13 protein-coding genes and 1 rRNA gene are annotated in these 14,049 nt (G+C 50.7%); 7 read left to right on the forward strand and 7 right to left on the reverse strand.

What is annotated here, in order from left to right; genetic code table 11:
* A 5S ribosomal RNA gene (gene rrf, locus ABK821_RS19870) occupies window positions 1-95 on the forward strand; the annotation flags it as partial.
* A gap of 287 nt (window positions 96-382) precedes the next feature.
* On the opposite strand, the gene mobB is transcribed toward rrf, so the two are convergent.
* Window positions 383-892, reverse strand: a complete 510-nt coding sequence (gene mobB, locus ABK821_RS19875) for a molybdopterin-guanine dinucleotide biosynthesis protein MobB (protein ID WP_142503161.1) — start codon at window positions 890-892, stop codon at window positions 383-385.
* Window positions 889-1,470, reverse strand: a complete 582-nt coding sequence (gene mobA / locus ABK821_RS19880) for a molybdenum cofactor guanylyltransferase MobA (protein ID WP_142503160.1) — start codon at window positions 1,468-1,470, stop codon at window positions 889-891. The genes mobB and mobA overlap by 4 nt, the downstream gene beginning before the upstream one ends.
* A gap of 71 nt (window positions 1,471-1,541) precedes the next feature.
* On the opposite strand from mobA, the gene ABK821_RS19885 reads away from it, so the two are divergent.
* The 3 genes from ABK821_RS19885 to dsbA all read left to right on the forward strand — a co-directional run bounded on the left by ABK821_RS19885 (window position 1,542) and on the right by dsbA (window position 3,524).
* On the forward strand, window positions 1,542-1,811 hold the full coding sequence (locus ABK821_RS19885; protein ID WP_343178536.1) for a YihD family protein: 270 nt from the start codon (window positions 1,542-1,544) through the stop codon (window positions 1,809-1,811).
* A 75-nt stretch (window positions 1,812-1,886) separates the two neighbouring features.
* Entirely contained in the window at window positions 1,887-2,873 is a 987-nt protein-coding gene (locus ABK821_RS19890; RefSeq protein ID WP_343178537.1) for a serine/threonine protein kinase, read from the forward strand.
* A gap of 27 nt (window positions 2,874-2,900) precedes the next feature.
* Window positions 2,901-3,524 carry a thiol:disulfide interchange protein DsbA gene (gene dsbA / locus ABK821_RS19895; RefSeq protein ID WP_138359668.1) on the forward strand — a complete coding sequence of 208 codons (624 nt, stop codon included), beginning with the start codon at window positions 2,901-2,903 and terminating at the stop codon, window positions 3,522-3,524.
* Between the two features lie 49 nt (window positions 3,525-3,573).
* Here the strand turns inward: dsbA and ABK821_RS19900 are convergent, their stop codons facing one another.
* Window positions 3,574-4,473 (reverse strand): acyltransferase, encoded by a 900-nt coding sequence (locus ABK821_RS19900; RefSeq protein WP_308561740.1) that lies wholly within the window; start codon window positions 4,471-4,473, stop codon window positions 3,574-3,576.
* A 396-nt stretch (window positions 4,474-4,869) separates the two neighbouring features.
* On the opposite strand from ABK821_RS19900, the gene polA reads away from it, so the two are divergent.
* Window positions 4,870-7,659: a DNA polymerase I gene (polA, locus tag ABK821_RS19905; RefSeq protein ID WP_343178538.1), complete on the forward strand. Its 2,790-nt coding sequence runs from the start codon at window positions 4,870-4,872 to the stop codon at window positions 7,657-7,659.
* A 348-nt stretch (window positions 7,660-8,007) separates the two neighbouring features.
* On the opposite strand, the gene yihA is transcribed toward polA, so the two are convergent.
* The gene (gene yihA, locus ABK821_RS19910; RefSeq protein WP_138359662.1) at window positions 8,008-8,640 is read right to left on the reverse strand and encodes a ribosome biogenesis GTP-binding protein YihA/YsxC; all 633 of its coding nucleotides are present in this window, start codon (window positions 8,638-8,640) and stop codon (window positions 8,008-8,010) included.
* Window positions 8,641-9,229: 589 nt separating this feature from the next.
* Here yihA and yihI point away from each other — a divergent pair.
* Together yihI and hemN are read left to right on the forward strand one after the other, a co-directional pair.
* A complete protein-coding gene (yihI, locus tag ABK821_RS19915) occupies window positions 9,230-9,736 on the forward strand; it encodes a Der GTPase-activating protein YihI (protein ID WP_138359660.1) in 507 nt (168 codons plus the stop codon).
* A 188-nt stretch (window positions 9,737-9,924) separates the two neighbouring features.
* A complete protein-coding gene (gene hemN, locus ABK821_RS19920) occupies window positions 9,925-11,298 on the forward strand; it encodes an oxygen-independent coproporphyrinogen III oxidase (protein WP_138359656.1) in 1,374 nt (457 codons plus the stop codon).
* Window positions 11,299-11,337: 39 nt separating this feature from the next.
* Here hemN and ABK821_RS19925 read toward each other — a convergent pair whose 3' ends face one another.
* The 3 genes from ABK821_RS19925 to glnL form a co-directional block, all read right to left on the reverse strand.
* On the reverse strand, window positions 11,338-11,448 hold the full coding sequence (locus ABK821_RS19925; RefSeq protein ID WP_138359654.1) for a YshB family small membrane protein: 111 nt from the start codon (window positions 11,446-11,448) through the stop codon (window positions 11,338-11,340).
* Between the two features lie 109 nt (window positions 11,449-11,557).
* The gene (gene glnG, locus ABK821_RS19930; protein WP_138359652.1) at window positions 11,558-12,967 is read right to left on the reverse strand and encodes a nitrogen regulation protein NR(I); all 1,410 of its coding nucleotides are present in this window, start codon (window positions 12,965-12,967) and stop codon (window positions 11,558-11,560) included.
* An 8-nt stretch (window positions 12,968-12,975) separates the two neighbouring features.
* Window positions 12,976-14,025 (reverse strand): nitrogen regulation protein NR(II), encoded by a 1,050-nt coding sequence (glnL, locus tag ABK821_RS19935; RefSeq protein ID WP_138359650.1) that lies wholly within the window; start codon window positions 14,023-14,025, stop codon window positions 12,976-12,978.
* Between the last annotated feature and the right edge of the window lie 24 nt (window positions 14,026-14,049).

Raw genomic sequence — 14,049 nt, forward strand, 5'->3', positions numbered from 1 at the left:
GTCCCACCTGACCCCATGCCGAACTCAGAAGTGAAACGCCGTAGCGCCGATGGTAGTGTGGGGTCTCCCCATGCGAGAGTAGGGAACTGCCAGGCATCAAATAAAGCAAAGGGCTCAGTCGAAAGACCGGGCCCTTTGCTTTATCTGTTGTTTGTCGGTGAGCGCTCTCCTGAGGAGGACAAATCCGCCGGGAGCGGATTTGAACGTTGCGGAGCAACGGCCCGGAGGGTGGCGGGCAGGACGCCCGCCATAAACTGCCAGGCATCAGATAAGTGAAAAGGCTATCCTCACGGATGGCCTTTTTGCGTTTTCGCCACCCGAAAAGATCGTTAACTGCTCGCAGGGTTATAAAGCATGGCGAAATACTGAAATATCTACCATTCTAATCTCGCCATTTTAACCACTGCATAATAAACGCGGCGATCTGCGGAATATCATTTAGATCTAACACTGGCAGTGATGTTCCGACAGGAATATCACTGGCCACCGCAATGACATGCTCATCAAATACCAACTCTTCCGCGCTATGCCTGCCGTTTTGCCGATAAAGTAAAATCTTAGGCACAGATTCATGCTTAAAACCTTCCACCAGCACCAAATCTAACGTTGATGTATCCATTCTGCTAACCAGCCAGTTAAGATCCAGAACAGGTTTATCAGGCGTTTCCGTCATTAACGCCCAACGCTGTGAACTGGCGACAATCGTCTGAGCTGCCCCGGCTTTACGTAGCTCATAACTGTCTTTACCAGGTTTGTCCACATCCATATCGTGATGCGTATGTTTAATGAGTCCCGGGCGTAAGCCTTCCGCGCATAATGCCGGAATTAATTTCTTTAATAACGTCGTCTTACCCGTACCGCTCCAGGCGGAAATCGCTAAAAGAGGGATCATGATGGTTCCTGCATACTTTGTAGATCCTCAAGCGTGTTGACGTTAATAAATGCTGATTTTACATCGCTAAAATCGACAGAATGCCCGGTAATTTTGCGCATAAATACCATCACGCGCCGCTCGCCTGCGGCCAGATAAGTTTCCAGTTCTGGAATTACCTCTCGGTTCACTAAAGCAATCGCAGGATGATCGCGTGCACCGTCATGTACCCAAACGGCCGGGGACGATTCTTTCTGCTGTATTAAGCGCTCTGCGAGAAATGGGGGGATGAATGGCGTATCACATGGGCAAAACAGAAACCACTCATTGTCGACTTGTTGCATAACAGACAGCATTCCGGCGAGCGGGCCAGGAAAATTGTTCAGGCTGTCAGTAATAATCGGGTAACCGCTTTTTTGCCAGCGATCAAGATTGCGATTAGCGCTAACCACCAGGTTTGTTACCTGGGGTTCTAACGCATCTGCGACGTGACGCCACAAGGCCTTACCGTTTAGCAACTGCAATCCTTTATCTATCCCGCCCATGCGTGTGGCCCGTCCTCCGGCCAGCACAACACCGGTTATTACCTCGCCCTGCATATTAATATCGCCTCTTTCATTGTGGGATTGTCCCTGCTAACGTATTCATATTAAGAGTAAGGAGCAACCCTATGAAATGTAAACGCCTGAATGAAGTCATTGAGCTTCTCCAGCCAGCCTGGCAGAAAGATCCTGAACTGAATTTAATGCAATTCTTGCAAAAACTGGCAAAAGAGGCGGGTTATACCGGTGAATTGAGCGATCTTTCCGACGATATTCTGATTTATCATCTGAAAATGCGCGACTCTGCGAAAGAAGCCGTTATTCCTGGCATTCAGAAAGATTATGAAGAGGATTTCAAAACCGCCTTGCTACGTGCTCGTGGCATAATTAAAGAGTAAAAGGTTGTAAGCGCTGCCGCAGAACGGGCAATGAGATGATATCCTGAATCATTCGTACGATTATCGGATGTCAGGATGCACGATAAGGCTTTTACTTTTCAGACGCTTCACCCGGATACCATCATTGATGGTCTGTTTAATCTGGGAATGCGGGTGGATTCCGGTCTCACGCCGCTTAACAGCTATGAGAACCGCGTTTACCAGTTTCAGGACGAAGATCGTCACCGTTATGTGGTGAAATTCTATCGTCCTGAACGCTGGTCCGCAGCACAAATTCTCGAAGAACACCAGTTTTCCCTTCAGCTTGTCCAGGACGACGTTCCCGTTGCCGCGCCATTATCGTTTAACGAAAATACGCTTCACCAGCATCAGGGGTTCTTTTTCGCCGTTTTTCCAAGTCTGGGCGGACGCCAGTTTGAGGCGGATAACCTTGATCAGATGGAATGGGTTGGGCGCTATCTGGGCCGCATGCATCAAACGGGACGTAAACAGCGTTTTGTTGCTCGTCCTGATATTGGCATCAATGAGTATCTCCTTGAGCCGCGCCAGGTCTTTGAGCACTCCAGGCTTATTCCTGCCTCGCTTAAAGAGGCTTTTCTTAGCGCTGCCGACAAGCTGATTGATGCGGTAATGGCACGATGGCACGGGAGCGCCAATATTTTGCGTTTGCATGGTGATTGCCACGCGGGAAACATACTCTGGTGCGATGGTCCCCTGTTTGTTGATTTAGATGACTCACGAAATGGCCCGGCTGTTCAGGATCTCTGGATGCTGTTGAATGGTGATAAAGCCGAGCAGCGCATGCAACTGGAAATGATCATTGAAGCGTATGAAGAGTTCAGTGCTTTCAATACAGATGAAATCGCGCTCATCGAACCTTTACGCGCAATGCGGTTAGTTTATTATCTGGCGTGGTTGCTCAGACGCTGGAACGATCCCGCTTTTCCCGTCAATTTCCCATGGTTAACCGGGGAAGATTACTGGCGCGGGCAGATAACAACTTTTCTTGAGCAGGTGAAGGTTCTGCAGGAACCCCCTCTTCAGTTAACGCCAATGTATTAATGTGATATACCCAGGAGAGAATTAATCATGAAAAAAATTTGGCTGGCGCTGGCTGGTATGATTCTGGCTTTTAGTGCATCCGCTGCCCAGATCACCGATGGTAAGCAATATATTACCCTTGATAAGCCCGTTGCTGGCGAGCCGCAGGTGCTTGAGTTCTTCTCGTTCTACTGCCCGCACTGCTACCAGTTCGAAGAGGTACTTCATGTTTCAGATAACGTGAAGAAAAAGCTGCCTGAAGGCGTCAAAATGACGAAATACCACGTCGACTTCCTCGGCCCATTGGGCAAGGATCTAACCCATGCCTGGGCTGTGGCCATGGCGCTGGGTGTGGAAGATAAAATTACCGTTCCAATGTTTGAAGCGGTACAGAAAACGCAGACCGTGCAGACCGTGGCGGATATCCGTAAAGTCTTCGTTGATGCTGGTGTGAAAGGGGAAGAATACGATGCAGCCTGGAACAGCTTTGTAGTGAAGTCTCTGGTGGCTCAGCAAGAGAAAGCTGCGGCTGATTTTCAACTGCAGGGCGTACCAGCAATGTACGTTAACGGTAAATATCAGCTCAACCCACAAGGGATGGATACCAGCAATATGGATGCATTCGTTGCCCAATATGCTGATACTGTTAAACAGTTAGTTGAGAAGAAGTAAAAACTGAACGCCGGTCACTGACCGGCGTTGTTGTTATTTGCGAGAAAAATTATTTTTTACTCAGCCGCATTATTTCTGTTAACTGCCGATCCTTTTCTTCCCACAGCGTATTTAGCCAACGCTGAAAGCGGCGCTTAAAATTTTTATCATTCACATAATCGCCATGCAGATCTTCAGTAACAGGCTCAAGACTGACTCGCACCACAATCCGCGTCAGTCGGCCGCTTAGCATGTCGTAAAACGGCCGTTGGTCGTTCTCCGGATAGCATAAAGTCACGTTCAGCAGCTTATCAAACTGCGAGCCCAGCACGCTCAATGCCATCGCGATTCCCGCCGCCTTTGGGGCCAATAAATTATTATACGGCGAACGTGTCTGACGCTGCTTTTCTGGTGTAAAACGCGAGCCTTCAACAAAGTTAACAATAGTCGTTGGATGGGTACGGAATTTCTCGCAGGAGCGGCGCGTAGTCTCGACATCTTTGCCGCGACGCTCCGGATGACGAATTAAATAACCACGTGAGTACCGGCGCATAAAGGGCATATCCAGCGCCCAGCAGGCAAGGCCAATGAACGGCACCCAGGCCAGTTGCTGTTTAAGGAAGTATTTATTCATCGGGATATGTTTGCGAAACAGCACGCAGAGCACCACGATATCCGCCCAACTGTGATGGTTGCTGATTAGCAGATACCAGTTTTTCTTACTCAGCCCCTCAAGGCCCTGAACGTCCCATTTTAGCCAGGGATTAAGATATAGCAGCAGCGCCAACCCTTCACACCAGCAATACATCATGAAATTGCAAAAAACGGATATCGAGCGCCAGACCGGTGGAATAGGCACTAGAAGTTTAATCAGTCCGGCAACGATGATCGGCACGGAACAGATTATGGTGACTACGATGGTAAGGGCGATACTCAACGGAAACGTTATCGCAGCGAGTAATCTCGACATAGTTAATTTATTCAGAAAGTTAGGCTGACAAAGAACGCATTTAAACAACGTAAGGGGCTGATTTTATCAGAAAATACAGTAAATGACGGTTGTTACCAGAACAGAAAAATTTCTGGATCTTATATCCACATGGAACATTGAGTCATCATAATGATATTAACGATACAACTATAAATATAATGCTTTGAAAAATAATGAATAATTGATATGTGTGCTGTGCTGTTCTGCTCCGGATAGCTCTGGTTATAAAAATATACACAAAGTTATCCACAGATTAATGTGCAACACCCTCGCCAGCTACGGCGAATCTTTTCGACGAAATGTGGGAAAAATTCAGGATTTAATGCCCGTCTGTGGCATCCTTTACCGATAATCTGATAAACAGGCACGGAAATTATGGTTCAGATCCCAGAAAACCCTCTCATCCTCGTTGACGGCTCCTCTTACCTTTACCGGGCATATCATGCGTTTCCCCCGCTGACTAACAGCGCCGGTGAACCGACAGGCGCAATGTATGGCGTGCTGAATATGCTGCGTAGCCTGATTCTGCAGTATCAACCGACTCACGCCGTCGTCGTTTTTGATGCCAAAGGGAAGACGTTCCGTGATGAACTGTTTGAGCACTATAAATCTCATCGTCCACCGATGCCGGACGATCTGCGGGCGCAGATCGAGCCGTTGCATGCCATGGTGAAAGCAATGGGCCTGCCGCTGATGGCTGTTCCTGGCGTAGAAGCTGACGATGTAATCGGCACTCTGGCGCGTGAAGCCGAAAAAGCGGGCCGTCCGGTGCTGATCAGTACCGGCGATAAAGATATGGCCCAACTGGTTACGCCGGGAATTACCCTGATCAACACGATGACCAACACCATCCTTGGCCCGGATGAAGTGGTGACGAAATATGGCGTACCGCCGGAGTTGATCATTGATTTCCTTGCCCTTATGGGCGATTCGTCGGACAACATTCCGGGCGTGCCGGGTGTGGGAGAAAAGACCGCGCAGGCATTGTTACAGGGGCTGGGCGGTCTTGATACGTTATATGCTGAGCCTGAAAAAATCGCCGCACTGAGCTTCCGTGGCGCGAAAACGATGGCGGCGAAGCTGGAACAAAATAAAGAGGTGGCATATCTCTCTTATCAGCTGGCGACGATTAAAACTGACGTTGAGCTGGAGTTGGGTTGTGAAGAGCTACTGGTTGCACAACCGGTCGCGGATGAACTGCTGGCGCTGTTTAAAAAATATGAATTCAAACGCTGGATCACTGATGTTGAATCCGGCAAGTGGCTGCAGGCGAAGGGGACCAGGCCAGCGGCGAAGCCGCTGGAAGCCGTTGCTGAGGTGACAGATAAAGAAGAGCCAGCGGCGACGGCGCTCTCCGCTGAAAATTATGTCACGATTCTCGATGAAGAAACGCTGACGACGTGGATCGCAAAACTGAAGGAAGCGCCGCTCTTCGCTTTTGATACCGAGACCGACAGCCTGGATAACGTTTCTGCCAATATGGTTGGTCTGTCCTTCGCCGTTGAGCCGGGCATGGCGGCTTATGTACCGGTCGCCCATGATTATCTGGATGCGCCGGATCAGATCCCGCGGGATCGTGTGCTGGCGCTGCTGAAACCGCTGCTGGAAGACAATAATCTTCTGAAGGTTGGGCAGAATCTCAAGTATGACCGGGGGATTCTGGCTAACTACGGCATTGAGCTGCGCGGTATCGCGTTTGATACCATGCTGGAATCCTATATTCTCGACAGCGTAGCGGGTCGCCATGATATGGATAGCCTCTCCGCGCGCTGGCTAAATCACAAAACGATTACCTTTGAAGAGATTGCCGGCAAGGGGAAAAATCAGCTCACATTTAACCAGATCGCGCTGGAAGAAGCGGGTCGTTACGCAGCGGAAGATGCTGATGTCACTCTGCAACTGCATTTGAAAATGTGGCCAAAACTTCAGCAGAACGAAGGGCCGCTGAACGTCTTTAAAAATATCGAAATGCCGCTGGTTCCGGTGCTTTCGCGCGTTGAGCGCAATGGCGTGAAGATTGATCCGGCCGTGCTGCATGCGCATTCTCAGGAAATCGCTAAACGCCTGGTTGAACTGGAGCAAAAGGCCTACGAGATCGCTGGTGAAGAGTTTAACCTCTCTTCACCAAAGCAACTGCAAACAATCTTGTTTGAAAAACAAGGGATTAAACCGCTCAAGAAAACCCCGGGCGGCGCGCCATCTACATCGGAAGAGGTGCTGGAAGAGCTGGCGCTGGATTATCCGCTGCCGAAAGTGATTCTGGAATATCGGGGACTGGCGAAACTCAAATCTACCTATACCGATAAGCTGCCGCTGATGATTAACCCGAAAACGGGTCGAGTGCATACTTCCTATCATCAGGCGGTTACCGCAACGGGGCGCCTGTCGTCCACCGACCCGAACCTGCAAAATATTCCGGTACGCAACGATGAAGGGCGCCGCATTCGCCAGGCATTTATCGCTCCGGAAGACTATCTGATTGTTTCTGCCGACTATTCGCAAATTGAGCTGCGTATCATGGCGCATTTGTCTCGCGATAAGGGCCTGTTAACCGCGTTTGCAGAAGGTAAGGATATCCACCGGGCCACCGCGGCAGAGGTCTTTGGCTTGCCTCTGGATAGCGTAAGTAGTGAGCAGCGTCGCAGTGCGAAGGCGATCAACTTTGGCCTGATTTACGGCATGAGCGCGTTTGGTCTCGCGCGGCAGCTCAATATTCCGCGAAAAGAAGCACAAAAATATATGGATCTCTACTTTGAGCGCTATCCTGGCGTACTGGAATATATGGAGCGTACGCGGGCGCAGGCAAAAGAACAGGGGTACGTCGAAACTCTGGATGGCCGCCGCCTTTATCTTCCTGATATTAAATCCAGCAACGGCGCACGGCGCGCAGGTGCCGAGCGTGCGGCGATCAATGCCCCGATGCAAGGTACCGCTGCGGACATTATTAAGCGAGCGATGATCGCAGTCGATAACTGGTTACTGAGTGAAAAACCCCGCGTACGTATGATCATGCAGGTACACGATGAATTAGTTTTCGAAGTGCATAAAGATGACCTGGATGCCGTAGCGAAGAAGGTCCATGAGCTGATGGAAAGCAGTACGACGCTGGCGGTTCCGCTGTTGGTCGAAGTTGGAAGCGGAGATAACTGGGATCAAGCGCACTAAATACGCGACGGGTAAGGCCATTTTTTGTAAGTGAGCAACATAACTTATCGCTTTTTGTGATGATCATTTGAATTTGCTATGTAAAGAATGAAAAAAAACTACAAAAAATGCTTTATCCGTAACTGAAAGAAGAGTAGAGTTAAAGACGTAGGGTACAGAGGTAAGATGTTCTATCTTTCAGACCTTTTACTTCACGTAATCGGATTTGGCTGAATATTTTAGCCGCCCCGGTCATTTATGACCGGGGCGTTTTTTATTGTGCACAAGAAAATTTTTGCCATCCGGATGATAGCGAAGGGACGGCCCGGATAAAGCTCTGCGCGCTGTTATCCGGGGAAACGGGAAAAATTATTTCTCGTCTTCAGGCGCTTCCTGAGGAGGGAGATCGCTATACCAGCTATCCAGCTTCTGGCGCAGTTTATCCACCCCCTGCTTTTTCAGTGAAGAAAAGGCTTCCACCTGAACATCACCGTTAAAAGCGACCACCGCCTCGCGTACCAGGTTGATCTGCGCTTTACGCGCCCCGCTGGCCAGCTTGTCGGCCTTAGTGAGTAACACCAGAACCGGTATATTGCTTTCAACGGCCCATTGGATCATCTGCTGATCGAGATCTTTTAGCGGATGGCGAATATCCATCAGTACGACCAGGCCTTTCAGACACAGGCGCTTCTCCAGATATTCACCCAGGGCGCGCTGCCATTTGATTTTCATCTCCTCCGGGACCTGTGCATAACCATAGCCAGGCAGGTCGACCAGGCGTTTGCCTTCAGCGACTTCAAACAAGTTGATGAGCTGTGTACGACCTGGCGTTTTTGATGTGCGCGCCAGGTTTTTCTGGTTAGTCAACGTGTTCAGGGCGCTGGATTTCCCGGCATTGGAGCGGCCAGCAAATGCCACTTCGATACCCGTATCTGCAGGAAGATGGCGGATATCCGGCGCACTCGTGACAAAATGCGTCAGTTGATAATTCCAGTTGGTCAAGACGGTCGTCTCCGTAAAATCAGGTTATAGTGGGGGATTATACCTGAACAGCAGAAAAAGACTGTTTTTAACCGTGCATGACCGTGCAGGCAAAGGCCATATGTTTTGTAAGACATTGACTACTGTATATATAAGAAATTCATGAGAAAAAACCGAGCGTAAATTATACAACCGTTTATAAATCATCAGATTAAATTGATGGAAAATTCTTAAATCTGTGTTTTTCTTGTACAGCGGGTTGTAGGTTTTTCTCAAACCAGTAAAGTAGCAATGAAGGGCGAGGATGCTTATCAGGATTGCGACTCAGGATGAGGGGTCAGGAAGCTCCAGGAAGGTGAAGACCACCGATTGTCAGGATGACACGCGTCTGGGAAGACGTTTTAACAAGGAAATGGACGTAACAGGGATCGTGGGTAGCTAAAGGAAAGACAGGGTGCGTCGTGAGCTAACATGGAAAGTGGAAGCCCATTAAGGGTTATCAGTGCGGAAAAAGGCGGCAGAGTAATCTGTCGCCTTTTTTCTTTGCTTGCTTTCTGCTAGATTCCGCCTCAATTCTATACTGAAGAAAATGGCCTGAAGATTACACATTATGAAAAAACCGTCATCCGTACCTCATGGCAAAAAAAGTCGTAAAACGCGCGAAGAATTGAACCAGGAAGCCCGCGAGCGTAAGCATCAGAAGAAGCATCGCGGTCATGCGCCAGGTAGTCGTATGACCGGCGCTCAAACTGCTTCAGCGAGTAAAAAGCAGGGCCAACAGCATGATCCCCGAATTGGCAGTAAAAAACCGATCCCGTTGGGCGTGACTGACAGTACCCCAACGGTTAAGCAGCATAAACCGAAGAGCGAGAAACCTATGCTTTCACCGCAGGCTGAGCTGGATTTGCTGGAGAATGATGAGCGCCTGGACGCGCTGCTGGAACGTCTGGAAGAGGGCGATACCCTGAATGCTGAAGAGCAAACATGGATGGATGCCCAACTGGATCGTATTGATGAGCTAATGCAGCAACTTGGGCTCTCTTATGATGATGACGACGATGAGGAAGAGGAAGAGCGCAAAGAAGATATGATGCGCTTACTGAAGGGTGGAAACTAACATTTGCATCCCATCGGGTTCCCGGTCCTGCTTATAACCCTTCTGGTTATATGTTATCTGCTGTGGTTATTCGTTAAACTACGACGGTTGTCGCGGCGTAAAAGCTGGCTGCGCAACCGGCTCATTACCCGAGGTGCGGTTGGGCCGGCGCGGCGTACCCGCCGACGGCACCATCGGAAGGAGTGAGCATGTCTGTGCAGTTAATCGACTGGGATCTGGCCCTGATCCAGAAATATAACTATTCCGGGCCGCGTTATACTTCGTATCCCACTGCGCTGGAGTTTTCTGCGGAATTTGGCGCCGCTGAATTTGACGCAGCGGTTGCCCGCTATCCGCAGCGACCTTTATCGCTGTATGTACATATCCCGTTTTGCCATAAGCTGTGCTATTTCTGCGGCTGCAATAAAATTGTTACCCGGCAGCAGCATAAAGCCGATCAGTATCTGGATGTCCTTGAGCAGGAGATTATTCATCGCGCCCCGCTTTTCGCTGGTCGCCTGGTGAGTCAACTGCACTGGGGCGGCGGCACGCCGACCTATTTAAACAAGGCGCAAATTAGCCGTCTGATGACGTTGCTGCGAACGCATTTTAATTTTAATGCCGATGCGGAGATTTCCATTGAGGTCGATCCCCGTGAAATCGAGCTTGATGTACTGGATCATTTACGCGCTGAAGGCTTCAACCGCCTGAGTATGGGCGTGCAGGACTTCAACAAAGAAGTACAGCAACGGGTGAATCGCGAGCAGGATGAAGCGTTTATCTTCGCCCTGCTCAACCATGCGCGCGAGATCGGCTTTACCTCTACCAATATTGATCTGATTTACGGCTTGCCGAAGCAAACGCCGCAGAGCTTTGCCTTTACGTTACGGAAAGTGGCGGAGTTAAACCCCGATCGTCTGAGCGTCTTTAACTATGCTCATCTGCCGACGCTTTTTGCCGCGCAGCGAAAAATCAAAGATGTTGATTTACCTTCGGCCGCGCAGAAGCTGGATATCCTGCAGGAGACCATAGATTCGCTGACGGCCGCGGGGTATCAGTTTATTGGTATGGACCATTTTGCTCGTCCGGATGATGAACTGGCGATAGCCCAACGTGAAGGCATTTTGCATCGCAATTTTCAGGGATACACCACTCAGGGAGATACCGACCTGCTGGGACTGGGCGTCTCGGCGATCAGTATGATTGGCGATTGCTATGCGCAGAATCAGAAAGAGCTGAAGAAATATTATCAGCAGGTAGATGAAACCGGAACGGCGCTGTGGCGCGGCATTGCGCTGACTCGCGATGACTGTATTCGTCGTGATGTCATTAAGTCTCTCATCTGCAATTTCCGCCTCGATTTTTCCGTGATAGAAGCGCAGTGGGCGTTAGATTTTGGCCGCTATTTTGCCCAGGATTTGCAGCTACTGGCGCCGCTGGCTAACGATGGGCTGGTGGATGTGAACGAAAAAGGCATTCAGGTGACGGCAAAAGGCAGGTTGTTAATTCGCAACATCTGTATGTGTTTTGATGCTTATTTGCGCCAGAAAGCGCGGATGCAGCAGTTTTCCCGGGTGATTTAAACCACTCACCCTCTCCCGAACAAGGAGAGGGTGAATGAATCAGTTAAACAGACCAACTATAGCTGCGCACAGAACGGCAGCTATCGCCGTTTGCGGCGTATGGCTGGCTGCAGCACCGCTCGATATAATATTTATGAGTGATTCAAGCATGATTTCCCCCGTCTTTCCGGGCAAGATCATACCCAATGCACTGCAACAGTAAAGTACAAAATAGCAGCAGTTTGCGCTGGGTGACTATTTTTTACACACTGCCGCCCGGCTACTCCATTCCTAACTCTTTTAGCTTACGCGTCAGCGTGTTACGCCCCCACCCCAGCAGACGCGCCGCTTCTTGTTTATGGCCCTGAGTATGGCGCAGCGCGGTGGTCAGCAATGTTCGCTCCATTTCCGGCTGTGCTTCCGATAGCAGGTTTTGATGACCAGAACGCAAGGCGCGATCGGCCCATTGTCCCAGCAGCGTGGCCCAGCTATCCGGTAGCATTTGCGTCGGATTATCCGGTACCGCGGTTTCAAACAGCTCGCTGGGAAGATCCTGAGTCAGAACCTCCTGGCTTGCGGCCATCACTGTCAGCCAGCGACAGGTATTTTCCAACTGACGTACGTTACCAGGCCAGGCCAGCCGGGTCAGCGCCATTTCCGTTTCCGGATGTAGCAGCTTGGCTTCGACGCCCAGTTCACGAGCGGCAATTTGCAGAAAATGCCGCGCCAGGCGTGGAATATCCTCCCGCCGCTCGCGCAGCGGTGGGAGATGGACGCGAATGACGTTCAGGCGGTGGAATAAATCCTCACGAAATTTGCCTTCCTGCACGCGTAGTTCAAGGTTCTGGTGGGTGGCGGCGATGATACGCACATCCACTTTCACCGGAGCATATCCGCCTACGCGATAAAACTGACCGTCAGCCAGAACACGCAGCAGACGTGTCTGTACGTCCAGCGGCATATCGCCGATTTCGTCAAGGAATAACGTGCCGCCATCTGCCTGTTCAAAGCGCCCCTGACGCACGGTATTCGCACCGGTAAAAGCGCCTTTCTCATGGCCGAAAAGTTCTGATTCAATCAAATCCTTCGGGATAGCCGCCATATTTAGCGCAATAAACGGGGCCTTCGCGCGCGGACTGTGGCGGTGCAGCGCATGGGCGACCAGCTCTTTACCGGTACCGGATTCTCCGTTGATCAACACGCTGATTGACGAGCGCGACAGGCGGCCGATAATGCGAAAAACATCCTGCATCGCCGGCGCTTCGCCGATAATATCGGCTGTCGGGCTATTCATCGGCGTATTACGTGGCTGCTGCTGTTCCTGATAATGGCTAATCGCGCGATCAACCAGCGCTACCGCTTCATCAATATCAAACGGTTTCGGCAGATAATCAAAGGCGCCTTGTTGATAGGCGCTAACCGCGGCGTCCAGATCCGAATGCGCTGTCATGATGATGACCGGGAGCATCGGATGACGCTGTTTAATCTGCTTTAGTAGCGCTAACCCATCCATCCCCGGCATACGGATGTCAGACAGCAGAACATCCGGGGTTTTGGTGGTGAGGGCATTAAGCACCTCGTTGCCATTTTCAAATGTTGTACAACTCAAGCCTGCCCCGGTGAGCGCGCGTTCAAGCACCCAACGGATGGAGCTATCGTCGTCAACGATCCAGGCTATCCCTCGTTGCATAAACACCTCTACTTCCGAATAGGCAGGTACACCGAGAATTCGGTATGCCCTGGCCAACTGGTAAATTCAATTTTGCCGGAGTGCTGATCGATAAGGCTGCGGGCAATAGACAGGCCGAGTCCGGTGCCGCCTTCACGCCCGCTAACCATCGGATAAAACAGCGTATCTTGTAAGTGGGATGGGATCCCTGGACCGTTATCTTCAACATCAATGCGTGCGGCGAGGCGGTAACGCACGCCGTGCAGAGTGAGCTGGAAGGCTGTTCGGGTGCGCAGGGTGATCTCACCCCCTTCCGGTCCCAGTGCCTGTAGCGCATTGCGCACGATATTTAGCAGCACTTGTTCAATTTGATCCGGGTCATGCGGGAGTTCCGGCAGACTCGGGTCATAGTCGCGAACCAGTTTGACGTTATCTGGCAACTCCATCGATACCAGCTTTACCACCCGCTCAGCAACTTTGTGGATACTTTCTGTTACGTGCATCCCCGGATGCTGTGGTCCCAGCAGACGGTCGACCAGATTTCTTAACCGATCGGCCTGTTCAATAATAACTTTGGTGTATTCCGTCAGCGTTGGATCGGGCAACGCTTTGCTCAGCAGTTGCGCCGCGCCGCGCAACCCTCCCAGCGGATTTTTAATCTCGTGGGCCAGACCGCGCACTAAATCTCGTGCGGCGACCTGTTGGGCTTGCTGAAGCTGTTCCTGGCTCAGGCGACGCTGATTATCCATTGGGGCCATTTCCAGCAGAATAAAGCCTTCTGGCAAACGTTGCGCAGTCAGGGAAAGGATGTGCGAGCGTCCGTCAATAACCAACGTCACTTCGTTATCGGTAAATCCCTGACCCGCCGCCAGGCTCTCTTGCATGAGGCCGATATTCAGCGAGAAATAGCTCAACAGCTCTGGAAGTGGCGTACCAAACAGCTTGCGTGAACTTTGCGCCAGCAACTGCTGCGCCGCTGGGTTCGCGTAATGAACTTCCAGGTCATCGTTGACCAGTAAGATACTGTTGATTAAAGAGTTAAGGATCTGCCCAGCATCGGGCAGTGTGCCTGTTGCCATCTGACAGTCTCCTGAAAAAGGTGC

The sequence above is a fragment of the Klebsiella sp. KE9456 genome (assembly GCF_043832615.1).
In the GTDB taxonomy this organism is placed as follows: Bacteria; Pseudomonadota; Gammaproteobacteria; order Enterobacterales; family Enterobacteriaceae; genus Klebsiella; species Klebsiella indica.

Bases quoted from the DNA above. Each gene is read 5' to 3' on its own strand.
- mobB (WP_142503161.1), bottom strand. From the start codon at position 892: ATGATCCCTCTTTTAGCGATTTCCGCCTGGAGCGGTACGGGTAAGACG.
- mobA (WP_142503160.1), bottom strand. From the start codon at position 1,470: ATGCAGGGCGAGGTAATAACCGGTGTTGTGCTGGCCGGAGGACGGGCC.
- ABK821_RS19885 (WP_343178536.1), top strand. From the start codon at position 1,542: ATGAAATGTAAACGCCTGAATGAAGTCATTGAGCTTCTCCAGCCAGCC.
- ABK821_RS19890 (WP_343178537.1), top strand. From the start codon at position 1,887: ATGCACGATAAGGCTTTTACTTTTCAGACGCTTCACCCGGATACCATC.
- dsbA (WP_138359668.1), top strand. From the start codon at position 2,901: ATGAAAAAAATTTGGCTGGCGCTGGCTGGTATGATTCTGGCTTTTAGT.
- ABK821_RS19900 (WP_308561740.1), bottom strand. From the start codon at position 4,473: ATGTCGAGATTACTCGCTGCGATAACGTTTCCGTTGAGTATCGCCCTT.
- polA (WP_343178538.1), top strand. From the start codon at position 4,870: ATGGTTCAGATCCCAGAAAACCCTCTCATCCTCGTTGACGGCTCCTCT.
- yihI (WP_138359660.1), top strand. From the start codon at position 9,230: ATGAAAAAACCGTCATCCGTACCTCATGGCAAAAAAAGTCGTAAAACG.
- hemN (WP_138359656.1), top strand. From the start codon at position 9,925: ATGTCTGTGCAGTTAATCGACTGGGATCTGGCCCTGATCCAGAAATAT.
- ABK821_RS19925 (WP_138359654.1), bottom strand. From the start codon at position 11,448: ATGCTTGAATCACTCATAAATATTATATCGAGCGGTGCTGCAGCCAGC.
- glnG (WP_138359652.1), bottom strand. From the start codon at position 12,967: ATGCAACGAGGGATAGCCTGGATCGTTGACGACGATAGCTCCATCCGT.
- glnL (WP_138359650.1), bottom strand. From the start codon at position 14,025: ATGGCAACAGGCACACTGCCCGATGCTGGGCAGATCCTTAACTCTTTA.